16 protein-coding genes are annotated in these 24,927 nt (G+C 53.0%); 6 read left to right on the top strand and 10 right to left on the bottom strand.

What is annotated here, in order from left to right:
* Positions 1-25 precede the first annotated feature (25 nt).
* From AC0IWZ_RS04315 to allA, 6 genes are all read right to left on the bottom strand, one after another.
* A complete protein-coding gene (locus tag AC0IWZ_RS04315; RefSeq protein WP_471678087.1) occupies positions 26-1,489 on the bottom strand; it encodes an allantoin transporter in 1,464 nt (487 codons plus the stop codon).
* Positions 1,490-1,619: 130 nt separating this feature from the next.
* Complete coding sequence (gene glxR, locus AC0IWZ_RS04310; protein ID WP_034493782.1) at positions 1,620-2,498, bottom strand: 2-hydroxy-3-oxopropionate reductase; 879 nt, start codon at positions 2,496-2,498, stop codon at positions 1,620-1,622.
* 88 nt (positions 2,499-2,586) lie between these two features.
* Positions 2,587-3,363 carry a hydroxypyruvate isomerase gene (hyi, locus tag AC0IWZ_RS04305; RefSeq protein WP_471678088.1) on the bottom strand — a complete coding sequence of 259 codons (777 nt, stop codon included), beginning with the start codon at positions 3,361-3,363 and terminating at the stop codon, positions 2,587-2,589.
* Positions 3,364-3,374: 11 nt separating this feature from the next.
* Complete coding sequence (gene gcl / locus AC0IWZ_RS04300) at positions 3,375-5,156, bottom strand: glyoxylate carboligase (RefSeq protein WP_172895344.1); 1,782 nt, start codon at positions 5,154-5,156, stop codon at positions 3,375-3,377.
* Positions 5,157-5,252: 96 nt separating this feature from the next.
* A complete protein-coding gene (allR, locus tag AC0IWZ_RS04295; protein WP_034493779.1) occupies positions 5,253-6,071 on the bottom strand; it encodes an HTH-type transcriptional repressor AllR in 819 nt (272 codons plus the stop codon).
* Between the two features lie 125 nt (positions 6,072-6,196).
* The gene (allA, locus tag AC0IWZ_RS04290) at positions 6,197-6,679 is read right to left on the bottom strand and encodes an ureidoglycolate lyase (protein ID WP_172895345.1); all 483 of its coding nucleotides are present in this window, start codon (positions 6,677-6,679) and stop codon (positions 6,197-6,199) included.
* Between the two features lie 197 nt (positions 6,680-6,876).
* Between allA and allS the strand changes: the two genes are divergently transcribed.
* Entirely contained in the window at positions 6,877-7,812 is a 936-nt protein-coding gene (allS, locus tag AC0IWZ_RS04285; RefSeq protein ID WP_471678089.1) for an HTH-type transcriptional activator AllS, read from the top strand.
* Here allS and ybbP read toward each other — a convergent pair.
* Complete coding sequence (ybbP, locus tag AC0IWZ_RS04280; RefSeq protein ID WP_471678090.1) at positions 7,789-10,203, bottom strand: putative ABC transporter permease subunit YbbP; 2,415 nt, start codon at positions 10,201-10,203, stop codon at positions 7,789-7,791. The genes allS and ybbP overlap by 24 nt on opposite strands.
* Positions 10,200-10,886 carry a putative ABC transporter ATP-binding protein YbbA gene (ybbA, locus tag AC0IWZ_RS04275; RefSeq protein ID WP_410372336.1) on the bottom strand — a complete coding sequence of 229 codons (687 nt, stop codon included), beginning with the start codon at positions 10,884-10,886 and terminating at the stop codon, positions 10,200-10,202. Before ybbA ends, ybbP begins: the two co-directional genes overlap by 4 nt.
* Here ybbA and tesA point away from each other — a divergent pair.
* From tesA to AC0IWZ_RS04250, 5 genes are all read left to right on the top strand, one after another.
* Positions 10,854-11,483, top strand: a complete 630-nt coding sequence (gene tesA / locus AC0IWZ_RS04270) for a multifunctional acyl-CoA thioesterase I/protease I/lysophospholipase L1 (RefSeq protein WP_034493774.1) — start codon at positions 10,854-10,856, stop codon at positions 11,481-11,483. The two genes, ybbA and tesA, sit on opposite strands and share 33 nt — an antisense overlap.
* A gap of 28 nt (positions 11,484-11,511) precedes the next feature.
* Positions 11,512-12,282 carry an SDR family oxidoreductase gene (locus tag AC0IWZ_RS04265; RefSeq protein ID WP_034493773.1) on the top strand — a complete coding sequence of 257 codons (771 nt, stop codon included), beginning with the start codon at positions 11,512-11,514 and terminating at the stop codon, positions 12,280-12,282.
* A 57-nt stretch (positions 12,283-12,339) separates the two neighbouring features.
* Positions 12,340-13,188, top strand: a complete 849-nt coding sequence (locus AC0IWZ_RS04260; protein ID WP_115630419.1) for a co-chaperone YbbN — start codon at positions 12,340-12,342, stop codon at positions 13,186-13,188.
* Between the two features lie 111 nt (positions 13,189-13,299).
* On the top strand, positions 13,300-14,214 hold the full coding sequence (locus AC0IWZ_RS04255; RefSeq protein ID WP_034493771.1) for an SPFH domain-containing protein: 915 nt from the start codon (positions 13,300-13,302) through the stop codon (positions 14,212-14,214).
* The gene (locus tag AC0IWZ_RS04250; protein WP_471678091.1) at positions 14,211-14,657 is read left to right on the top strand and encodes an NfeD family protein; all 447 of its coding nucleotides are present in this window, start codon (positions 14,211-14,213) and stop codon (positions 14,655-14,657) included. The genes AC0IWZ_RS04255 and AC0IWZ_RS04250 overlap by 4 nt, the downstream gene beginning before the upstream one ends.
* A gap of 64 nt (positions 14,658-14,721) precedes the next feature.
* Here the strand turns inward: AC0IWZ_RS04250 and cueR are convergent, their stop codons facing one another.
* Positions 14,722-15,123: a Cu(I)-responsive transcriptional regulator gene (gene cueR, locus AC0IWZ_RS04245; RefSeq protein ID WP_034493769.1), complete on the bottom strand. Its 402-nt coding sequence runs from the start codon at positions 15,121-15,123 to the stop codon at positions 14,722-14,724.
* An 84-nt stretch (positions 15,124-15,207) separates the two neighbouring features.
* On the bottom strand, positions 15,208-24,699 hold the full coding sequence (locus AC0IWZ_RS04240) for an autotransporter outer membrane beta-barrel domain-containing protein (RefSeq protein WP_471678092.1): 9,492 nt from the start codon (positions 24,697-24,699) through the stop codon (positions 15,208-15,210).
* Positions 24,700-24,927 lie beyond the last annotated feature (228 nt).

Here is a 24,927-nt window from a genome sequence, read left to right as displayed (position 1 = left end):
ACAGGGGTAAGACGTTATATTTATATCAAGCTGCTTTATGTTCGGTAGATATTCCTGGTGCGTCGCGTTTTTTCAGCAATACGTATAAAACGAAAGCGGTAATCACACCCACAAACCATGATACGCGTGACAATGGCTCAAACAGGGGAATAAATTTCCCGCCTAACGAAAGCACAACCGCAATTAAAGTGACGGAGAACGCCGTGACGTTAAAACCATTATCGTAAAACTTATAATCACCGGCCTTGGTATATAAAGTATCAAGGTCAATTTGCGAACGCATGACAATAAAGTAATGTGCCATCATCACGCCGATGACCGGCCCTAACATTCCACCGATGATATCGAGGAATAAATAGATGCTGCTTTGGTTTTCCATTAACTTCCATGGGCAAATCAGCAGGCTGATAATACTGGCAATGAGCACACCGTTTTTATAGGTCAGTTTGGTTGGAGCAATGGCCGCAATCTGGTATCCCGCAGGGATGATATTACCCGTGGCATTGGTTGAAATCGTGGTCATCAGAATCACTAACACCGCGAAGAATGAGGCAAACAGGCTGTCCCACTTCTGCACGATATCCAGCACGTTCCAGGTATCCACGCCGTAGTGAATACTCGCCCCAGCGATGATACACACACCGGCCACCGCGAACAGAATGTAGGCCACCAATAACCCTAAAGTTTGCCCCAGTGCCTGCTGACGGAAGCTTTGCGCATTCTGGGTAAAGTCAGATGCACTCACTGCTGGTGCCGCCCAAACCGCCACTACGGCGTTAATCACCACCAGGAACAGGAAGCCACTATTTTCTGCTTTCTGAACACCTGCGGGGACGTAGTCCAGAATAGGTTGAATCCCCACCAGGGAAATAGCCCAGATAGCCATGCCGCCGAAGACAATGTAAATACAAGGGTTGAGAACCGCAGTGAATTTATTGAGCACTCCACCACCGCCAAAACCAATGGCGACGTTGATTGCCCAGAAGAACAGGAAGGCAATCAGGCCCGGCAAATTAAGACCGAGAATATTGAAATCGCCGCCGAGGGAGAGGAAGCCTGGCCAGATTTTGCCAATCAGAATTAAGAAGGCGAGCGAACCGGCATAGCATTGCAGGCCGAACCACATAATCGCTGCAACCCCACCACGTAAAATGCCGGGGAACAGTGAACCGCGCACGCCATAGGAAGCACGTAAAATCATGGCAAACGGCACGCCGTATTTGGTTCCTGCTGCGCCGTTCATTACCATGACAAAAGCAATAAAAAACGCGCTCAGAATAATTGCCAACATAATACTTAATGTGGACAACCCTAATATAAAGAAGCCGCCGACCATGACATAGTTTGGAACATTATGAACTGACCCCATCCATAGGGTGAAATAGTTAAATGCTTTCCAGGTTTGTTTCTCTTTTTCTTTTGGAAGAAGATCGTCACTATAACCCCTGGCCCGATAAAGCTCTCTTTGCTGCTGTTCCTGTCTTTCCATATATCCCTCTACTAATCACGTAATAAAACGCTATGGGCTTAGCTTTTCGGAAACACATATAAAACAAAAAGAAAAAAGTTAACTCTATTGGCACTGCGCCTCTTTGTGCGCAGTGCTTATATTTCAACAATCAGGAAATTTTGTGATTCGCCATTAATTCCAACGACTCAATTAATGCAGAATGGTCTAGCTGGCTACCGCCATTCGCCGCACAGGTATTAAATAATTCCTGGCAGGTGGCTGTATTTGGCAATGTAATCGCCAGGGCTTTGGCACTTTGTAGCGCCAGATTTAAATCTTTCTGGTGTAGTGCAATTTTAAAACCAGGCGCAAACGTCCGTTTGATCATGCGCTCGCCGTGAACTTCGAGAATACGTGAAGACGCAAATCCCCCCATTAATGCCTGGCGAACGCGTGCAGGGTCAGCTCCGGCTTTAGAGGCAAACAGTAAGGCTTCAGAAACCGCTTCAATATTTAACGCCACGATAATCTGGTTTGCCACTTTGCAGGTTTGACCGTCGCCATTCCCACCCACCAACGTAATGTTTTTGCCCATCACTTCGAACAACGGCTGCACACGTTCAAACACTTCTGGCTTGCCACCCACCATGATGGAAAGCGTGCCTTCTTTAGCTCCCACCTCGCCGCCAGAAACCGGTGCATCAAGGTATTCGCCACCGCGTTCAATCACCTTTTGAGCAAAGCGTTTGGTTTCGATAGGCGAAATTGAACTCATATCAACAATGGTTTTGCCCTTCAGTGAAGCCTGGGCACAACCTTCAGGCCCAAACAGCACCTCTTCGACCTGCGGTGTATCTGGCACCATGATAAAAATGATGTCTGATTTTTCTGTTACGTTGCGCGCCGTTTCGCAGTTTTCAGCCCCTAATGAATAGAGTTTGTCTGAAACGGGGCCAATAGTGCAAACGCGAAGCTTATGCCCCACTTGCGCCAGGCGCTGTGCCATCGGCGTGCCCATAATACCCAGACCAATAAAACCAAGATTCATTGTTTCATTCCTTTCAGGTTATTTCAGGCAATAAGTTTCCCTGCCACAAAAGTGGTCATATTCTTATTGCCTGTTTATTTAATTAGGATTAACGGTACGGATTAATCCAGGATATACCTTCTTCGGTGGTGGTTTTCGGTTTATATTCACACCCCACCCACCCGTCATAATCTAATTTATTAATTATCGAAAAAAGGTAATCATAATTAATTTCACCGGTTCCTGGCTCACCACGCCCAGGATTATCCGCTAATTGTATATGGCCAATTTTTGCTGATTTCCCCGTTAGCGTATTGGCTAACTCCCCTTCCATACGTTGCATATGATAAATGTCATATTGCACGCGTATGTTATCGCAACCAATTTCATCAATAAGGTCGATAGCCTGCTGGGTTCCGGTGAGGTAAAAACCTGGCATATCGAAATGATTGAGCGGTTCAATCACTAACAGAATGCCTTCTTTTGCCAGTTCACTTCCGGCGTAACGCAAGTTTTCAACCAGAGTCTCGCGGACTTTTTCAGCACTTACCCCTGCTGGCGTTTTCCCGACCAGGCAATTGATTTTGCTGTTGCCCAGCGCTTTGGCATACAAGATTGCAGCTTGTACACCACTGCGAAACTCAGCTTCACGCCCCGGAATACAGGCAATACCACGCTCGCCTTTATCCCAATCACCCGCCGGTAAGTTATGTAGCGTGTGTTCAAGTCCGTTAGATTTTAACTTTTCCTGCAACACCGCAACGCTGTATCCATACGGGAACATAAATTCTACGGCTTTAAACCCTGCCGCTGCGGCGCGTTCAAAACGGTCAAGAAAATCATATTCCAGAAACAGCATCGATAAATTAGCCGAAAAACGTAGCATGATATTCTCCGTTATTCATATTTCATAAAGCAGGTTTCAGTCGGTGCGTCCGCGGCACTTTCAGCAGTGGCTTCAAATTCATTAACGTTATCCAACTCGCTTCCCATTGAAATATTGGTGACGCGCTCAAGAATAACTTCCACCACAACCGGCACGCGGTATTTCGCCATTAACTCTTTTGCTTGCTCAAATGCCGGAGCAATATCTTCCGGTTTAAATACGCGAATCGCTTTACAACCTAAACCTTCAGCGACTTTGACGTGGTCAACACCGTATCCATTAACTTCTTCAGAGTTAATATTTTCGAAGGCTAACTGGACGCAATAATCCATATCGAAGGCGCGCTGCGACTGGCGAATAAGACCTAAATAGGCGTTATTCACCACAACGTGGATATAGGGAATATTGAATTGCGCACCGACAGCCAACTCTTCAATTAAGAACTGGAAGTCGTAATCGCCGGAAAGTGCAACGACACTACGTTTTGGATCGGCGACACAAACACCCAGCGCGGCCGGAATTGTCCAACCCAGCGGACCTGCCTGCCCGGCATTAATCCAGTGGCGATCGTGGAAAACATGCAGCATCTGCGCCGCGGCAATTTGCGACAGGCCGATGGTGGTGACGTAGCACGCCTCGCGGCCAAATGCTTTGTTCATCTCTTCATAAACGCGCTGCGGTTTGACCGGCACATTGTCGAAGTGAGTCTTGCGCAGCAGGGTACGTTTGCGCTGCTGGCAATCGGCAATCCATGCTTTGCGATCCGGTAAGCGCCCTGCTTTTTTCAGCTCTTCTGCGACGTCGACCAACAAGGTGAGAGCCGCTTTTGCGTCAGAAACAATGCCGAGATCCGGGCATAACACGCGGCCAATTTGCGTTGGCTCAATGTCGATATGCACGATTTTGCGACCGGCAGTGTATTTCTCAACCGAACCGGTGTGACGGTTCGCAAAGCGGTTGCCGATACCAAACACCAGGTCAGAAGCCAGCAGAGTGGCGTTGCCATAACGGTGCGCAGTTTGCAGCCCAACCATGCCCGCCATCAGTTCGTGATCGTCCGGAATCGTGCCCCAGCCCATCAGCGTAGGAATGACCGGAACCTGGGTAATCTCCGCAAACCGTTGCAACAATGCCGCCGCATCCGCGTTGATAACGCCACCACCAGAAACGATAACCGGGCGTTCGGCCTGCATCAGCATCTCAAGTGCTTTGACGATTTGCTTGCGCGAAGCTTCAGGTTTGTAGACTGGCAGCGGCTCATAGGAATCTGGATCGAATTCGATTTCCGCAACCTGCACGTCAAACGGTAAGTCCACCAGCACAGGGCCTGGACGACCAGAGCGCATTAAGTGGAATGCCTGTTGCAATACACGTGGCACCAGCGCAGGTTCCAGAACCGTCACGGCCATTTTGGTGACAGGCTTGGCGATAGATTCGATATCCACCGCCTGGAAATCCTCTTTGTGCAAACGCGCACGCGGAGCCTGGCCGGTGATGCAAAGAATTGGAATAGAGTCAGCAGAAGCGGAATAAAGTGCGGTAATCATATCCGTACCCGCCGGGCCTGAAGTACCAAGGCACACGCCGATGTTACCGGCTTTAGCGCGGGTATACCCTTCCGCCATATGGGATGCTCCTTCAACATGGCGAGCAAGGACATGGCGAATGCCGCCATGCTGACGCATTGCCGAATAGAATGGGTTAATCGCCGCACCGGGTACGCCAAATGCGGTATTCACACCTTCTTTTTCCAGGACATACATTGCCGCATCGACGGCTTTCATTCGGGCCATGGTACTTTTCCTTTTTTGATTTCATTGTTGGAAACTTTTTCCAACTTTAAGTGAGTTCAAAAAAATCCCGCACACAGACTGACGGGAATTTTGTTTCTAGCGTGCCGGAGTATTCAGACCCAGCGCCGCACTAATATCAGTTGCCGTATCGCGAACTAATTCGCCCAGGTTTAAAAATCTTTCCGGCGTTAATCTGGAGCTTGGGCCAGAGATGGAAATGGCCGCGACTACGTTGCCGGTACTGTCGTATATCGGTGAGGCTATGCAATTTAGCCCCAGAACATGCTCTTCTTTATCAACGACATAACCACGTTCACTGGAAAGCTGCAAATCCTTCTTCAGCTGATGCAGGTCTGCAAGCGTTCCCGGCGTAAAACTCTTAAGCCCGGTTTTCACTATCAGGTCCATCAGCTCATCTTCCATCAGCGGATAGAGTAATGCTTTACCCGCACCGGACGCATGAAGCGGCAGGCGGCTACCCAGTGGCGCACACATGCGCACCATTGACTGGCATTCGAGTTGGCCAATCAGCACCGCTTCGCCACCGTTACGAATCGCAACGTTGACCGTCTCCCCTGAATGCACCATCAGGCGGCGCATGAAAGGTGCCGCAACGGATAACACATCCCGGTTGTGGATATAGGCCGAACCGACGTTAAACACGCCAAGACCGATATGCCACCAGCCTAACTGGCTGTCCTGATAGATAAAATCGGCATTCTCCAGCACTTTAAGTAAGCGAAAAGTGGTGGATAGAGGCAATTCGAGGTTTTCGGCGATATCAGTAACCGAAGAGCTGCCACCCGCCTGCGCCAGATACTGCAAAATGGCGATGCCGCGTTCCAGTGCCTGCGCGCCTTTCTGCGAGCCGGACTCCGGTTGGCTTGGTCGGCCGCGACGTCTTAATTCAGTCATTCTTCTATTATCTCCCACCCCAGAAACTTTACGGGAAGCGTGCTACGTCAATGAATTTAACGCGCCATCTTATGAAAGATACTTTGAAGCGTCACGGGATTTATCCTAAATAAAACGGGATAGAATCAGCTCAATACCAGTTCTTTTGGCGCAACATTCACTAAATCGCAATTATCGCTACCGCCGCGATCCACCGTTAAAAAATCCGTCACTTTTTGCCATGCAAACAACGGGTGATGCCAGACGTTGCGATGATAGTTCACGCCCTGACGGCCATCGGTGATAAACCCGAGCATAGTTTCAGGATCTGGCTGCTCATCTCCCAGTGCTACCACCACGATAAAACGCTCGCCGTTAAGGGGAATAAACGCCTGCGAGCCAAGTGGATGGCGTTCGAGCTGCGTGACGGTTATTGGCATTTCCAGCGGCTGGGCGCGGTTGATGCTGACGAGGGCACGATCCTGCTGGAGGATCTCAACCAACGCCAAATCGTGATAGCGCTCGGTTTGCCCGTTATTGATATGGAAAAATTCCTTTCCTTCGGTTCCGATAACGTCGCCATAAGGCGAAAAAGCCTCTTGAGTCAGAGGTAACAACTTGAGTTTCATTCCGTGTTCCTGCTCCTGTTGATCCTTTTGCCATTTATGTTGATCAAAATGGCACCGCTGACAGCAATCTAAAACCTAACCTCGCTTGATGCAATATTAAATTGGAATATTTTTCCAACAATGAGATTTACACCACATCATTTTTAAGGTCAATATGCAAATATCATTAAAAATCATTGATATATAAAGGTCTGATAATGCTTGACCAGGAAACCATCCGCACCTTTCTCACCGTGGCCGAAACCGCCAGCTTTTCTAAAGCGGCTGAGCGTTTACACAAAACCACGGCGACGATCAGCTATCGCATTAAGTTGCTTGAAGAAAGTACGGGTGTGCCGTTGTTTCAGCGAACGACGCGCAGCGTTCTGCTGACCACGGCGGGCATTCACTTGCTGGAGCGTTCGAAAGAGTGGCTGGCGTGGCTCGATGCCATGCCCGGTGAGCTTAAGCAAATCAATGATGGCGTAGAACGTCAGGTCAATATTGTTATCAATAACTTACTGTATGAACCTGCGGCGATTGCTACTCTGCTTGCACATTTAGTAGCGCGTTTTCCGCTGACGCAATTCACCCTTTCACGCCAGATTTATATGGGTGTCTGGGATGCGTTATTGCATGGAGATTTTTCGCTGGCGATTGGCGTGTCGGGAACTGAAACGCTGTCCGAAACCATCAGCCTGCTGCCGCTTGGGGAGATCGACTGGGTGTTTGTGCTGGCGGCACACCATCCGTTAGCTCACGAAACAGGGCCGTTAAACGAGGCTAAACTGCGCCAGTATCCGGCGATTAATATTGAAGACAGCGCACGTCACATCACCAAACGCGTGGCATGGCGACTGACCGGGCAAAAAGAGATTCAGGTTTCAGATTTGAGCACTAAAATTGCCGCGCACGTGGCAGGAGTGGGAATTGGATTTTTGCCCAGAAAATTGTGCCAGCGCTATCTCGATAGCGGCGAACTGGTGACGCGCACCATTCCGGCGATGCGCCCGCCTTCCCCGCTCGGCCTGGCCTGGCATCATGCGCAGGCCGGGAAAGCGGCGCTGGAAATTGTCCGTTTGTTTGAGGAAAAATCCAGCACCATTCAGGGCTTTTTAACGCCATTAAACTCATGCAACAAACTGGCGGAATAACGCTTTGCCTTTTAGCAATCGCACGCCCAGCCAGCCGCCACACACCGAAAGTAACAGCGCACCGGTCAGAGGCAGAATGACCCACAACCGCCAGTCCGGTTCCCATGGGAAATCAAACACGCGGGTTTGCAGCAGGCCGAGCGCGGTTTCAGCGCCAATAGCGGCCACCAGCCCGGAAACCAGTCCTAATACCGCAAATTCACACCATAACGTGGTGCGCAGCAGGCTTTTCCCCGCCCCTAACGTGCGATAAACCACCAGTTCCTGATGCCGCTGGCGCATGCCCACCTGCACTTGTGCGAGCAACAGCAGCACGCCACAAGCCGTCACCAGCACCACCATCACTTCCAGCGCCCGACTCACCTGTTCCAGCACTTGCCCAACCTGGCGCAGAATCGCCCCGATATCCAGCAAACTGAGTGTCGGGAACTCACGGTTGAGCTGGGTTAGCACGCCATTTTTACCCTCCAGACGGAAGCTGGTCAGCCAGGTTTGCGGCTGGTTATCTAACGCACCCGGCGGGAAGATAAAGTAGAAGTTAGGCCGCAGGCTTTCCCAGTCAACTTTACGCAGGCTGGAAACTTTGGCGGAGAAGTCCTGGGTATCGCCCATAAAGGTGACGGTATCGCCAAGTTTGATCTTCAGGCGTTTAGCCACGCCTTCATCCATGGAAACTTCGCCCGCTTTTGGCGGCCAACTCCCCGCAAGAATTGGGTTATGCGTCGGCTTCTGGCTTTGCCACGTCAGGTTTAGCTCGCGGTTAAGCGCTTCGTCAGGGTTGCCTTCGGTGGATTTACCGTTAATCGCCGTCATACGCACGCGCACAATCGGGTAGAACGACTCAGGGATAATCTGGTGTTCAGCCAAAAATTCTTTCACCGGCTGCACCTGCTCGGTGGCGATGTTGAGCAGGAAATAGTTCGGGCTTTCCGGCGGCAGTTGTTGCTGCCAGCGATCGAGCAGATCGCCTCGTAGCACCAACAGTAACGCCAGCAACATAAACGACAGTGAGAACGCCGCCAGTTGGCTGAGTGTCGCCCACGGCTGGCGCAGCAATCGGTTCACAGCCAGGCGCAGCGCGAGATTTTTTAGCGTCAGCTTTTTGAGCAGGCGCAGCACGCCCCAACCGACAATACCGCATAGCGCCGCCAGAACGACCGTACCCGCCAGCACCGCCCACAAAAGCGTGCTGCCGCCCATCAGCAATGCCAGTAACGCCACCACCACGAGAGTGATAATCGGCAGGTAGATTTTCAGCGGCCAGACATTTGCCACGGCATCCCGGCGCAAAACCCGCAGCGGCTGTGTTGCCAGCAACAGGCGATAAGGACGCAAACCTACGAGCAACGAAATGACCACCATCGAACCGATTGCCCACACCCACGGCCAGAGGCTCGCTGGCGGTAATGCCGCCGGTAAAACCGGCTTGAGCAGGCGCATCAGCACCGCTTCAAACACCAACCCGGCAACACCTCCGGCCATCGCCGCCAGGGCGAGAACCATTAACCACTGGCCGATAATCAATTTGCGCAGTGCCGCACGCCCTGCCCCAAGCGTTTTCAGGATCGCGACTAAATCGTAACGGCTGCGGCAGTAATGGTTCATCGCCACAGCGACAGCAGCCACCGCCAGCAGCAGCGTCAGGAGTGCGGAAAGCAGCAAGAATTGTTGTGAGCGCTCAAGGGATTTGCCCAGCGCTCCGTCATCTTGCTCCATGCCGTACCAACGCTGTTCCGGTTTCAGGAGCGGCACAACAAACTTTTCAAACTTATCGAGTTGCTGCGGCGTGCCACCAAATTTATAGCGCCAGGTGATGCGGCTTCCCGGCTGAACCGCGCCGGTTTTTTCCACATCCGCGAGGTTCATCATTAAACGCGGTGCCATCTGGAACGGATTAAAGCCCAAGTCCGGCTCCTGAATCACTTCGCCCGCAATAAGCAAAGTGGTGTCGCCGACCTCCAGTGAATCCCCAACTTTGAGATTGAGCAATGCCATCAGACGCGGCGCCAGCAGCACGCTTCCCGGCTCGGGTTTCAGCCCAGGCGGATTGGTATCCAGCTCGCCATACATCGGATAAACATCATCGACGGCTTTAACAGATGCCAGTTGCGGTGTGTCTTTGGCAAACGTCATGGTCGCAAAAGTCAGCTGCTTGCCAACTTTCAGCCCCTCTTTTTGCGCCCTTTCCAGCCATTCTTGCGGCACTTCGCGTGCGCTACGCAATGCACGGTCGCCCGCCATAAAGTCACGGCTTTGCTGGTTTAGCCCTTGCTCCATGCGGTCGCTGATATTGCCCAGCGCCAGCACACACGCCACCGCGAGGCTTAAAGCCAGCCAGACAATCAGTAGTGATGGCGAACGCCATTCACGCCAGAACCAGCGGGCAATCATGCTTCCTCCCACAATTTACCTTCGCGCAGGCGCAAACGGCGGTCGCAACGGGCTGCAAGTTGTTCATCGTGGGTGACCAGAATCAGCGTGGTGGCAAAATCTCGATTCAGTGAAAAGAGGAGATCAGCAATTCTGTCGCCGGTCTGGCGGTCGAGGTTGCCGGTCGGTTCATCGGCAAACAACACCGCAGGCCGCCCGTTAAAGGCGCGAGCCAAAGCCACGCGCTGTTGCTCGCCACCGGAAAGCTGTGCCGGAAGGTGATCAAGACGTTTGCCAAGACCAAGTTGTTCGAGCAATGCTTTCGCCTGCGCGCGGCTGGAAGAATCTTTTTCACCGCGTAGCAGCGCCGGAAGTTCGACGTTTTCCAGCGCGTTAAGGGTCGGCACTAACATGAATGACTGGAAGACAAAGCCGACGTTTTTCGCCCGCAGCGCCGCGCGTGCTTCTTCATCCATGCTGTGTAACGGCTGGCCGCACAGGTGAACTTCCCCTTCGCTGCCATCATCAAGCCCGGCGAGAATCGCCAGTAGTGTAGACTTCCCGGAACCTGACTCACCAATTAAGGCAATGGTCTGCGCCGGTTTGACAACCAGCTCAACTCCGGTAAGGATGGAAAGCTGATGCTCCCCCAGACCTACGGACTTACTAAGATGATGAACTTCAACAATGTTTTCCGCTGGCATTTGCCCTTCCTGTTTCTGGCTTTGATGGCCTTTCGCGCCGCGCATGCGGACACGTTGTTGATATTAGGTGATAGCCTGAGCGCGGGTTACCGGATGTCGGCGACGGCGGCCTGGCCTGCCTTGCTGGATAAGAAATGGAACCAGCAAAATACTAAAGTCGTGAATGCCAGTATCAGTGGCGACACCGCGCCGCAAGGGCTGGCACGATTACCGGCACTGCTGAAGCAACATCAGCCTCGCTGGGTATTAATCGAACTGGGCGGCAACGATGGTTTGCGCGGTTTTCAACCGCAAGCCATCGAAAAAAGTCTGCGCCAGATTATCAACGATGTAAAAGCGGCGAACGCTCAACCATTGCTGATGCAAATACGTCTGCCGGCAAACTACGGTCGTCGTTATAATGAGTCGTTTAGCGCTATTTATCCGCAACTTGCCAAAGAGTTTTCGATTCCTCTGCTGCCATTTTTTATGGAGGAGGTCTATCTGAAACCGCAATGGATGCAGGATGACGGTATTCACCCGAATAGCGATGCGCAGCCGTTTATCGCCGACTGGATGTCTTCTCGTCTGGCACCTTTAGTTAACCACGACTCATAAACAATCGGGACGTTCATCGGGTAAAGTTATGCAAAAATCAGTTTTAATTACAGGTTGTTCCAGCGGAATTGGCCTCGCCTGCGCCCATGAATTACACAAGCAGGGGTTTCGCATTCTGGCCGCCTGCCGAAAACCCGAAGATGTTGAGCGCATGAACCAGGCCGGGTTTACCGGCGTGCAGCTCGATCTCGACTCGCCTGAAAGTGTGCAAGCAGCGGCGGCTAAGGTTATTGAACTCACCGGGAATCGTCTGTACGGGCTGTTTAATAATGGCGGTTACGGCGTTTACGGCCCGCTACAAACCCTTTCCCGCGAACAGCTTGAGCAACAGTTTTCGACCAACTTTTTTGGCACCCATCAGCTCACCATGCTGCTGCTTCCGGCGATGTTGCCGCACCGTGAAGGGCGCATTGTGATGACCAGTTCGGTGATGGGGCTAGTTGCAACGCCTGGGCGTGGTGCCTATGCCGCCAGCAAATACGCGCTGGAAGCCTGGTCTGATGCGCTGCGAATGGAACTGCATCACAGCGGGATTAAAGTCAGTTTGATTGAACCTGGCCCTATCCGCACTCAGTTCACGCAAAATGTGAATCAAACGCAATCTGACCACCCGGTAGAAAACCCTGGGATTGCCGCACGCTTTACGCTCGGCCCGGAAGCGGTAGTGGAAAAAGTGCGCCATGCTTTTGAAAACCCGAAGCCGAAATTGCGCTATCCGGTGACGCTGGTCGCCCACGCTTTAACGTGGTTGCGCCGCCTGTTGCCGGCCCGCATGTTAGATAAAATTTTACGTGGTTAGTTGAAGCGTTTGCCGCCAACCCCCATGTAAAAGCAAATCTTTATAAGGAATTGATTTATGTCTTACAACATCGACATTACCGAAGCGAACATGCACCAGGTGCTGGAACAGTCTGTTACTACGCCTGTTCTTTTCTATTTCTGGTCTGCTCGTAGTCAGCATTGTGAACAGCTCACGCCGGTTCTGGATAAACTTGCCGCGCAGTATCAGGGCCAGTTTATTCTTGCCAAAGTGGACTGCGATGCCGAGCAAATGGTCGCTTCACAGTTTGGTTTGCGCAGCATTCCAACCGTTTATCTGTTCCAGAATGGCCAGCCGGTAGACGGTTTCCAGGGGCCACAGCCAGAAGAAGCGATTCGTGCGTTGCTGGAAAAGGTTCTGCCGCGTGAAGAAGAGCTGAAAGCGCAAGAAGCGATGTTGTTGATGCAAGAAGGCAAACACGCCGAAGCGCTGCCGCTGCTGAAAGATGCGTGGCAGCTCTCAAATCAGAACAGCGAAATTGGCCTGATGCTGGCGGAAGTGCAGATTGCGCTGAACCGTAGCGAAGACGCAGAAGCGGTGCTGAAAACTATTCCGTTGCAGGATCAAGACACGCGTTATCAGGGCCTGGTCGCGCAGATTGATTTGATGAAACAAGCGGCTGACACGCCGGAAATTCAGTTGTTGCAGCAGCAAGTGGATCAAGATCCTGAAAACGCACATCTTGCCAGCCAACTGGCGTTGCAACTGCATCAGGTTGGGCGTAACGAAGAAGCGCTGGAATTGTTGTATACCCATCTGAAGAAAGATTTAGGTGCGGCCGATGGGCAAGTACGCAAAATGCTGATGGAGATTCTGGCGGCATTAGGCACCGGTGATGCGCTGGCATCAAAATATCGCCGCCAGATGTATTCGCTGCTGTATTAATTAGTCGGAAGACGCTGAAAAAACCGTTGGGTTAATTCAGACCAGGAAGTCGCTGAATGTTTCTGCGTTAGGGGTTAGACTTACATCAAATAAACAATGGAGGTTTTTTTGATGTTAATCGTCATTCCCGTACTGATCCTCGTCGCGCTGATTATCGTCGGCGCCGGGGTAAAAATCGTGCCGCAGGGCTACCAATGGACCGTAGAACGCTTTGGCCGTTATACCAAAACTCTGATGCCAGGCTTAAGCCTTGTGGTGCCGTTTATGGACCGCATTGGCCGCAAAATCAATATGATGGAGCAAGTGCTGGATATCCCTTCCCAGGAAATCATTTCCAAAGATAACGCCAACGTCGCCATTGACGCGGTGTGCTTTATTCAGGTTGTCGATGCCCCGCGCGCGGCGTATGAAGTCAGTAATCTTGAGCTGGCAATCATGAACCTCACCATGACTAACATTCGTACCGTGCTGGGTTCGATGGAACTGGACGAAATGCTGTCGCAGCGCGACAACATCAACACCCGTCTGCTGCATATCGTGGATGAAGCGACCAATCCATGGGGCATCAAAATTACCCGTATCGAGATTCGCGATGTTCGCCCACCGGCTGAATTGATTGATGCGATGAATGCGCAGATGAAAGCCGAACGAACCAAGCGTGCTTATATTCTGGAAGCCGAAGGGATCCGTCAGGCTGAAATCGTGAAGGCCGAAGGTGATAAGCAGTCGAAGATTCTGAAAGCGGAAGGTGAACGCCAGTCCGCGTTCTTGCAGGCGGAAGCCCGTGAGCGTAGTGCTGAAGCAGAAGCAGCGGCGACGAAAATGGTTTCTGAAGCTATTGCTGCGGGTGATATTCAGGCGATTAACTACTTCGTCGCGCAGAAATATACCGACGCGCTGCAACAGATTGGTTCGGCCAATAACAGCAAAGTGGTGTTGATGCCGCTCGACGCCACCAGCCTGATGGGCTCAATTGCCGGTATCAGTGAACTTATCGCACAAAGCGGTACCGAGCGTAAAAAATGATAGCCCTGCTGTTTACCCACGCGCATATCTTCTGGCTCACGCTGGGCGGTTTGCTGCTGGCGGCTGAAATGCTCGGCGCCAGCGGTTATTTGCTGTGGAGCGGAGTGGCGGCTGTACTCACCGGTTTACTGGTGTGGATTGTGCCGCTCGGTTGGGAATGGCAAGGCGTGTGCTTTGCGATTCTCACACTGGTTGCGGCCTTTCTGTGGTGGCGCTGGCTCTCGACGCGTAAACAGCAAGAACCCGGCGAAGTGCTCAATCAGCGCGGCTATCAGTTAGTTGGCCGCCGTTTGCGGCTGGAAAATACGCTGGTGAATGGCCGCGGCCATATCCGCGTTGCAGATAGCTCATGGCCAGTCATGGCAGACAGCGATTTAACGGCAGGCACAGAAGTGATTGTGACCGCAGTTGAAGGTATTACGTTGAAAATACAGGCGCTTTAGGTCGGGCTTTGTCGGATGACGCTACGCTTATCCGACCTACAACTGCTACACCGCCTACAACCATCTATTGTTTATGGCAGCAGCCCGCAAGATTATTAATAATCGGGCAATCCGCGCTGTCGTCACCAGGGCATGAATCCGCCAGCGCCATCAACTGTTGGCGCATTCCCTGTAGCTCAGAAATCACCTTTTCGATGTCCGCGACTTTCTGCAAAGTACGCGCTTTTACGTCGGCACTATGACGCGCCGGATCGTTGAACAAATTCACCAGCTCGCGGCATTCTTCAAGATTAAAGCCCACCTGGCGGGCCTGGCGCAGTAACGTCAGCTCATCCAGATGCTTTTGCGTATAGCTCCGGTAGCCGTTGTCAGAACGCAGCGGCGCTGTAACCAGACCTTTCTCTTCGTAAAAACGAATCGCTTTGCTGGTTAAGCCGGTTTTTTTCGCAACATCACTGATGTTCATGTTTCCTCCCGAATTTCCGTCGACACCTGAATTCCCGTCGACAGAAGTATAACCCCTGCCCCCGGTTGGGCGCAGGGGGTTTTATCAGAAGCGAATTTTTATACCGACCGATGCGGAAATATCAGAGTCCACTTGAGTATCGCCGCCGTTGTCCCAGGTTTTACCCACTTCAGTATAAGTCTGCACTTCCGCGGTCACGGCCCAGGTCGCTCCCACTGCGGCTTCGGTGGTCTGGAAGCGCTGGTTGGCATCAATTTTCGTAGCACCCGCGCTGTTTGCCGTATTGCGATACGTCACGGTATCTTGTCCGTCCGACAATTCCTGCCAGTAGTTGACGCGAATATACGGTTTCACTTTGCCGTAATCGGTGTCGTAATCCGCCGCCAGACGCACGCCGAGACGACCGATCACCGCACCGTCAGCATCAACCGACACTTTGGTTCTTGCCGGGTCTTTTAGCGTCACGTCATCAAAATCGCTGTATTGATAGATGAGCTGCGCCTGCGGTTCAATCAGCCAGTTGCTGTTCCAAAGCTGCCACGGTTTGCCGACTTCGACCGACGCCACAAACGAATTGCCGTCAGGGTTGTAAGTCTCCCGGTCGTTCATATTTTTCAGGTCAACGGAGTGATAACCATACTGCAAGACGTTATCGACATAGAAACCGTTGGTATCCGTCCAGGTACCGTAACCGCCCAAATAAGACGAGAAGGTCGAGTTGTACGCCGCACCGCCGCTCATCCCGGTAATGCCATTGATGGAGCTGTCGATATCCATAAAGGTGGTGTACAAACCGGCACGCCATTTATCGTCCTGATAAAGATCCAGCCCCATTTGCATACCGTTATAGTTAGTGCTGCTCTGGGATTGGGTCGGATCGTCATGTTTCTGATCGACCGATTTCACGATGTAACGCGCCCAGAATCGGCCGTCCTGATCTTCAGGGACTCCTGCCTGCCACGGTTGCTCGTCGCCGACACGCTGGTGAAGTGTGCCAAGCACGGCCAAATCAGCCTGGCGGATAATCGCCCCGAGCGTGTCGAACCCAGGAACATCCGGGCGATAACCGGCGCGTAAGAACCAGTCTTCACCCGCGCCCTGTTGGTTTCCGGCAAACAGCTGGTATTCCCAGGCTCCGGCGGTGAGCACACCGCCGCCGATATTAAAGGCATCTTTGGTGGTTTGCGCCGTCGTCGTCGCGCCATTCACCGCTTCGACCACCAGGATACCGTCGCCCGTGGTCGGTTCGCCGAGCTGACTGACGTCAATATCCAGCAGCGTGCTGCCTGTAGCCGTACCGCCGTTGATCACCAGATGGTCGGCAACGCCAGGGCTGTGTTGCTGTGCGGCAATTTTCAACGTGCCATTCAGCCCGACGTAATCGCCGTTGACGGTCAATGTTGAACCGACATCACCGCCACGCAGATTTACCGTGCCCTGGTTCACCAGATTAGCAACGGTCTGGTTGTGGCCGCCGGTATCAAGCGTCGCCCCGCTGCTGACAATATGTGCTGATTGACGGCTAAAGCTATTGCGGCTCGCTGCCGCTAATGTGCCGCTTTCTACCAGCGTAATGCCGCTCCAGGTATTTCTGCCATTGAGGAAAGTCGTGCCGCTGCCTTGCTGCAAGACTTTCCCGCTACCAGAAATATTGCCGTTGAGAGTTACGTTATCAGAGCGGTTAATCGCCAAAGTCGCGTCATCGACAATATCACCGCCGACGCTGCCCCCGGTTCCGCCGTTGCCCAATTGCAATGTGCCATTGCGGATAGTCGTTTGCCCGTCAAATGTGCTGTCTTGCGTCAGCGTCAGTTTACCGTCGCCCTGTTTGGTTAAGGTGCCGCTGCCGGCGACTGCACTGAGCAGCGAAACTGAATTACCGTTGGTATCAACCGCCCCGCCACCGTTTGAAAGCGTGACCACCCGCGCGGTATCGAACGCCGCGCCGTAGCGTAATGTCCCGCCGCTCAGGCCAATTCCCGTTCCCGCGGCACCCAGATTATTGTCGGCAGAAACTTGCAGTACCCCGCCGCTGACCTGCGTTCCGCCCTGGTATTGGTTGTTGCCGCCCAGGATTAACGTACCGAGATCGGCTTTATTGATACCGCCTTCGCCGTCGATAACGGAGTTAATGGTCGCGGTGTAACGCGCACCCAGAAGCGTACCGTCGCCAACGCGAATCACCGTGTCGGCGGTATGCGTGGTGATGTTATCGCCACCAATCACATAGCCGTTGGTGGTAAATTGCGCCCCGCTGATGGCCACTTCACCAAGGCTGGCGTCAACCGTGACATTCCCCGCCTCGCCGCCAAACACCGCAAACGATCCGTTGCTGTATGGCGTATTAAAGCGGCCATCTGGCGTGGTGACATCGGTGGTCCAGTTGTCGTTGCCGGTGTTGTTTTGCCAGATACCATCGCCGCCGTTAATCACGCCGTTGTTTTTAAGCGCGCCGCCTGTTCCGCCCGCCCCGTCCCAGAAGCGCATGACCGCTCCCGTACGGTTCACCAGGTTAACCTGGCCATCAATGGATGTTTGCACGTAGAGATCGTCTGCCGCCGCAGGTGCTGTGCCAATATCCAGGATGTTGTCGGTCAGCGCACCGGTGTAGTTGAAGACGCGATAAACACCGACATCAAAGGATCCGCCCGGTGTCTGGGTGATATTCAGTTTGCCGTTAAGGTTAAGATCGCCATTGATATTAATCAGATCGTTAAGTGAGCCGCCAACGGTAAACGGCCTGCCGAACTGGAAGTCGACCTGCGAATCCTGGTTGAGTGTTAATGCGCCCATCTCCAGTACGCCAACGCTTGCGAGATCCTGGCCCGCCGTCAGATGGCCGCCGTTATCAACTTCTACGCTGCCACCCAGCACGCCCGCACCGCCGAGAGTTGCGCCACTGTTGACGGTGGTTTTTCCGGTTGCTGCGGCTTGATTACCGTTTATCAGCAGCACGCCCTGTTGCGCGTTGGCGGTGCCAGTCCAGGTATTGTCGGCGGTGAGATTTAGCGTGCCGCTGCCGGTTTTCACCAGATTTCCGCTGCCGCTGATAATGCCGCTGATGGTGTCGTTACGACTTAACGCCCCTTCGACCAGTGTTGCCGCGCCAAGAACCACGTTACCCGCACCCGATAACGAACCGACCGAGGTGCTTGCCAGCGCCGCGCTGATATCCACCAGCCCGCCAGCAAGGTTGGAGATTACCGCCCCTGCGCCCTGGGCGCTGTCAGCAAATGTGACTTGTCCGCTGTTGGTGACGGTCGCGGAGCCTGCATCTGCGTTTTCGTTCAGCGCCAGGCGCGAAGTGGCATCGACCGTGACGTTGGTATTGTTGCCCTGGCTGTTGCCGTTAAATTCCGCGTTACCGCTGTTGGTCAGATTAATGGTGCTTTGCCCCGCTCCGGCTGCGTCGTTAAACGCCAGCGTGGAATTGTTGACGGCAAAGGTGTGCGTCTCTCCAGAAGCAGAATTGTTGAGATTCAGTATTGAAAGGTTTGAAAGAGAAATCTGGCTGTCAGCCTTGCCAAATACGCCAGTTGCGTTGGCATTAACCGCCAACTGTCCATTTCCGGCATTGCCAACAATGTTGGTGTCTCCGAGATAAATATTTTGCCGGTTCAGCTCGAGGAAGCTGTTGTTGCCACTGGCAGACGTGTCATAAATGTTCAGTTGCCCATCGCCGCCAATCAGGCCTGATGGGGTGAAGGTGTTGCCGTAGAGATCGAATGCACCGCCGGTTGCACCATCGAGGAAGATATTGCGATCGGTGGTGAAGCTCGCCCCTGCCTGTAACGCAGAGCCGTTTCTCAGCGTCACGGAAGTTCCCGCATCGCCAAGACTTTGGTCTTTGGACACCTGAAGCGTCCCGCCCCAGACTTCCACCCCGCCGCTGAAATCGTTATTGCCGTTAAGGATCAAGCGGCCCGGATCGGTTTTCAGCAGTCGGACGACATTGCTGTCCAGTTCGTCCTGCACCAGATCTGCGTTGATGGTCGTCGTCACTGCCGGGTCGCCAGCTGCACCAACACGAATCACGAAGAATGAATCGGCGTCAGTTTCACCTTCAGTCTGGAAGCGGTTAGTCGGTACGGGAACCGGGATATCAAATGAACTGGTGACGGTGCTGATGTAGTGCAATTGTGAGGCTGGGTTGAGCTGTTGCAAAACATAGCCATCTGTCAGAAATTGCATACCCGAAGTGATAACGCGGCCATTAATATCGCTGATGGTGACGGTGCCTTTTTCACCTTCAAAAATGGCGAAGGCAGTCTGCGCCCATGGCTCGTTGCCCAATCCATCTTGTTCTGTCCAGTTATTGGTTTGCCCGACCAGATTAGTACGCCACGTCCCATCGCCACCGTTAACTTGCAGGTTCCCACTCGACCCGTCGCCGTGGTTCAAAGGATCGTCGCCATCCCAGAATTGCAATTCGGAAGCGGGGTTGGGGAAGTTTAAGATAAGGTTAACCTGCCCAGGAATAGCGGTCTGGATATAATAATTCGCCCGATCGGCAGTCGGTAACGTACCCAAAATCATATTGTTATCAGTCAGGCCGCCAGTCTGGTAGTTAAACAAGCGATAGACACCCGGAATGAATGCACCTCCCGCGGCCAGCGTGACGTTGACGACACCATCAAGAATAAGGCTGCCACCCACGTTCACCAGATCGTTAAGCGCACCGCCCGGCACATAGGCCTGGCCGAGTTCAAACTGGCTGTTCGTCGTGTTTGATAATGTGAGATTTTTATTGATGGTTAAGGTGCCGACGCCGCTATCGCCCGGCGTCAGGATTGAATTTTCTTCAAAGACGACATCGCCGCCGATAGTTCCCGTCCCACCGAGTGTCGCATTGGTGTGAACGGTTGTCAGGCCAGTTGCCAGGCTTTGATTGCCCTTAACCAACAACGTGCCCTGGTTTACTTCGGTAGCACCCGTCCAGGCGTTGGCTCCACCAAGACGCGTCGTGCCTGCTCCATCCTGATGGAACGCACCGCTACCCGAAATCACACCGTTAAGAAGAATATCGTCAGAACGATCAATAGTCAGAATACCGTCGTCGGTGATGTTAGTTGTTTGGGACAAACTCCCCACCGTTCCGCCGTCACCGAGCGCCAATTCTGCCCCTGCGCCGATCCAGGTATTTCCGGTGTAAGTGTTCTCGCCAAGCAGCGTGGTTTTACCCGCGCCGATGCGTTCCATTCCGCCGCTGCCGCTGATAATACCGCTGTAAATCTGGTCGCCAGCGCCATCAAAAGAGAGCAGGCTCGTCGCGCCGGAAGTAGAAACATTGTAGTTATGAAGGGTAGCGTCACCGGGTGTCGATGCGCTGTCGCCCGAGCGCAGCGTTGCGCCGTTGTTGATGTTGATTGCCTGAGCGCCCGAGAGCGTCAGGTCATCAACAATACGCGCATCGGTGGCATCGCCATCCAGGGTCAAGGTGCTCCAGCCGGTGCCAATATTGGTGCCTTTTACCAGGTCGTCCGCGGTAAAACTTCCCAATAACGCAGGGGCGGTTCCCTGATGCGTACCGTTGAGCGTCAACGTATTATTCGTGCCGCCTTCGCTGAGAATGTGCGTGACGTTTGCCAGCGACACATCGCCAAGCGTGGCGCTGTCGTTACCATCCCCACCGGTAAAGGTGACGCCGCCGGTATACGCGCCCGCCGTCCAGCTAAACTGGTCGTTACCGCTGCCTAACACAATTTCGCCACGGGTATTCGCACCCGCACCGCTCAATGCCACTACATCGTTGCCATCCCCGGTCAAAATCGCCTGCGCCGTGGCATCAGCCGCCAACAACGAGCCGCTGTTATTCACGGTGGTATTGCCGCTGCCTGACGCATCAATGACAGGGGCGCCCGCGCCCAGACTGGTAATATTACCGGTGTTCGTGATGGTACGGCTGGCGCCCGCCACACCATCCGTTGCGACAATTGCTGACCCTGCGCCCGCCGCCATATTGATGGTCGCGCCAGACGTCACGTTATCTGATGTTCTTGCCAGAATCCCGACGCTGCCCGCGCCATCACCGTTAATGGTGTAGCCGTTATCAATGGTGAGATTCCCGGTCGTTGGGTCGCCGTTCGCATTCATAAAGGCAAAGCCCTGGCCGTTTCCGGAAACGTTTAGCGAGTTACCGGCACCCGCCGCACTAAACGTGACCGCCGTGCGGATCGCCGGGCCATTGGAGGCGTTAATCGTTACGCCATTAAGGTTGATGTTCGAGGTGTCAGCGTTGTTATTAATCCCGGCACCGCTGCCAGAAATATCAATAACCGTATCGGTCGCGGTAAATGATGTCGCGCCGGAGTCCATTCTCACGCCATCGGCGCCACCGGAGGCGGTGATATGATTGCCCGTTCCGTTGACCGTCAGATTCGCACCCGTACCAATTAACTGTACTGCCGCCAACCCGCCAGTGGCATTAACGGTGCCAAGACGGTTCACCACCGCATTCGCCCCACCGACGCGCAACCCAACATTGCCGCTTCCGGTCGCGCCGCTCACGCTAATCGTATTGTTATTGGTCAGCACTCCGTTGTTCTGGATATTGACGCCAATATTATTGGTACCCAAAACGCTGACCGGCGCGTTCACAATCGCCGAGCCATTATCGTGCAGAAGGATCCCGGTACTGTTCGTTCCGTTTAACGCAATCCCCGTGCCATTAAGAGTTAATTGCCCGAGGTGCGAAACGTTGTAACCGGTAATACCGCTTTGCGAAGAAAGCGTTGTCGTCGCCGCATTCGATGTAACGAGCGTAATTAATTCTTCGGGGTCGATGGTACTGTCGATATTGTAATTACGCCCATCAAGCACAACGGCTGTGGTGTTATTCCCACCTAATACAATGCCGCCATCACTAATTGTCCCTTGCGCGCCACCGGTGACTTTTACCCCGATGGCACCATTACCGTTGACGTTAATTTTCGCCGTACCGGTATCGAGTGTCGTTTTAGTCCCGCTGTTTTCATCCAGACCGTTGGCGAATATCCCGGTCGCATTTTCGCCGGAAACGGTCAGTTGATAACCCGCCGCCGACCCGCTGCCAGCAAACGTCGCGCCATGGTCTACCGCGAATAATATCGAATCTTTCTGGCCGTTATCATTGATAGCCGCGCTGCCGATATTAATTTGCGCTTCATTACCCCAGGCGTAGTAGCCCATCTGTTGGGTGTTTTCAAAGGTGAGCGTTGAGTCAGCATTAATATCAATTTGCGCATCTCCGCGCGCGTGAACACCAATTGCCCCGGCCGATAACAAACGAATGGTGGAGTTCAGGTTAACCTGGGCATGTTGTGTATTCAGCCCTTCGGCGTAAACCGCATAATTGCGATAAGTATACGGTTGCCCGTCGCTCCCCCCGGTGTCCCCGGCGGTTCCCACTGTAATAGTGCTACCATCCGTCGAACTGACTGTCGCCCCTGCTTTTTGCGCCAGCACGTTAATGGCGATGTTGTTATCACCATCAACGTTAATATCGCCGTTGTGCGTCACGGTGCCGGTGTTGTCGGCAACATTCAGGCCATAGTTTGCCGCCGCCGAACCGTTAGTCAGCTTCCCTAAAACATTAATTGTGCCGTTGTTGGTTATCGCCCCGGTCGCACCCTGCACGGAAATCCCGGCAGCGTTACGGATATTTTCTTCCAGCGTGATAGTGCCGGTGTTATTTACCGCCCCGGAACTTTGCGTGTGAATACCCGCAGAAAGATCGCCGCCCGTCATCGGAACTGGCGTTGGCGCGGTGGCATCGAAAACAGGCGTCACGCCGAGGTAGATATTCCCCGCGTTCGTCAATGTCGCGCCATCTTGCAGGAAGATGCCGTACCCGCCCGCTCTCCCGCCTGCATTCTTGCTATTGCCCACCAGCGCAATGGTGGCGTCGGCAGCGTTGGTGACAGCCGTCGTACCCGATGCGCTGATCCCGCGCGCATTGTTGGTGGTGGTGTCTGTTATCGCGACATTAATATGACCATTGTTGGTTAATGTACTGGTACCGCTGCCCTGCATCCCCACGCTGCCCGCGTTAGAGACATTTTGATTGTTGCCGTCTTTTTCAATAAACAACCCGGCGTTCAATGTGCCGTTGTTGATTGCGCGGGCATTAGTGGTCAACATGCCGACTGACGTTGGGCTGCTGCCACTGCTGCGCCATGCGTTGATCGCACCGTCGTTAGTGATAATCGCGTTCGTATCGGCGCGCATGACCGCTGAGGCACCATCCACGGCGAGGCTGCCATCAGCCGTGACCAGCCCTGAAGCATTGCCTCCGGTGGCATAAATTACGTTTAAATCCCCGGAGCCAAGCGTTGCGTTATTGGTGTGCCCGCTTTTGTCATCCCAAACGTGATAGGTCAGATTGATGCTGGTGTTTTCCTCTTGCGCCAGCATTCCGGTAATAATCGCGTCGTAGGTATTTTGCGCTTCAACCGTTGAGTCAATGACTTCGCCGTTGACCGAGGCCCCCGCCGTCAGCCAGTACTGGATTTGCGGCTTGCCGGCATAATCCCCCTGGCCTACCAGGAAATCATTCACCTCTGCGATATCAGACGATGAGTTAATGGTGAATGTTTTATTTCCCAGCAAAACTACTCGCGGCCCAATTTGCTCGTAGTTGGGCAGCGTGATAGTGAAATCGTATTTTGCACTTTGCGCACCAAGCTGTTGTGTATCGCTTTGAAGCACAATCGCCGGACGGAAAACAATATAGTTATCCGAAAGCCACTGCGTGCTGCTGGCAACACCCGCGCTGCCATCGGCTTTCGCCAGCACAGAGTTTTTGGTCAGTAAATTAATGGTATTCGCAGCGGCTGAAATAGGCGTGGTGGTATCGCTCGAACCGACATTGATATTGGCCTGCCCGCCCGTTGACGCTACTGAGGCAATACCAAAATTATTAAAGATACGAATAGAATTATGATCATAAACGGGTAAAACCATTGCGCTTACGGCGGTGTCATCGGCGGAAATAAAAGTCGATGAATCATAAACACTGACCACCTGGTAGCTGCCGTCCAGGCCCGGAACTTCAACATTCAGTTCCTGACTTTCTTGTGGAACAGCCGGAGATGGGGAATAGGTGTACTGGCTAATATTGGCTTCAGTTATCGTGGTGGCAGCACCTGTCGAATCTGTTGCCTCAATAACGGTGATGCGGTCAGGGTCAGTCCCTGTGCCGCCCGGCAGCGCATTGAGCACGGTGACGCCAGTGCTCGCACCGTTAGAACCGGCGGCAATAAACGGTATTGGGCCATTGATATTCAGGACGGTACCTGGAATATAGTGGTTTGGCTGAACTTGATTATCAATCGTGAAGGCAAATCCGGTATCACGAACGGTATCGTAATTAATCCCCTGATTTTCCGGGAATAAATAAGTGGGATACGCGGTTATCCATGTCACATCGTCCGCAATGGCGTAGCTTGTATAACTCCCGGTTAGCACGAGCGCCGCTGCTAATAACTTTTTCCCACCCCGCCCCGTTTTGCTCCCTTTTTTCCCACCCCGGGATATTTCTGCAACGGCAATATAGCTGTTGGCAACATGGCTCCAGACTAATCGATATATATTATTCATAAGCAATCTCTGCATGGCCACAAAAGTAATAACGCGCTGAAACATAAAGACAACGACAAACACGTGTCGAAATACTTTAAGTAACAGTAGTACATGGCGGTGCAATGAAAAGCTGGCAGGAGAAAAAGTATTACTTAACTCATACTGCCTCACATAATGCTTTGAAAATATGATGCAAATAGATGTCCGAAAGCGGGTAACGGTTATTTATCAAGGCATGACACGGGA

The organism is Buttiauxella sp. AC142, from assembly GCF_979253435.1.
This window is presented reverse-complemented; position numbering and strand designations above follow the sequence as displayed.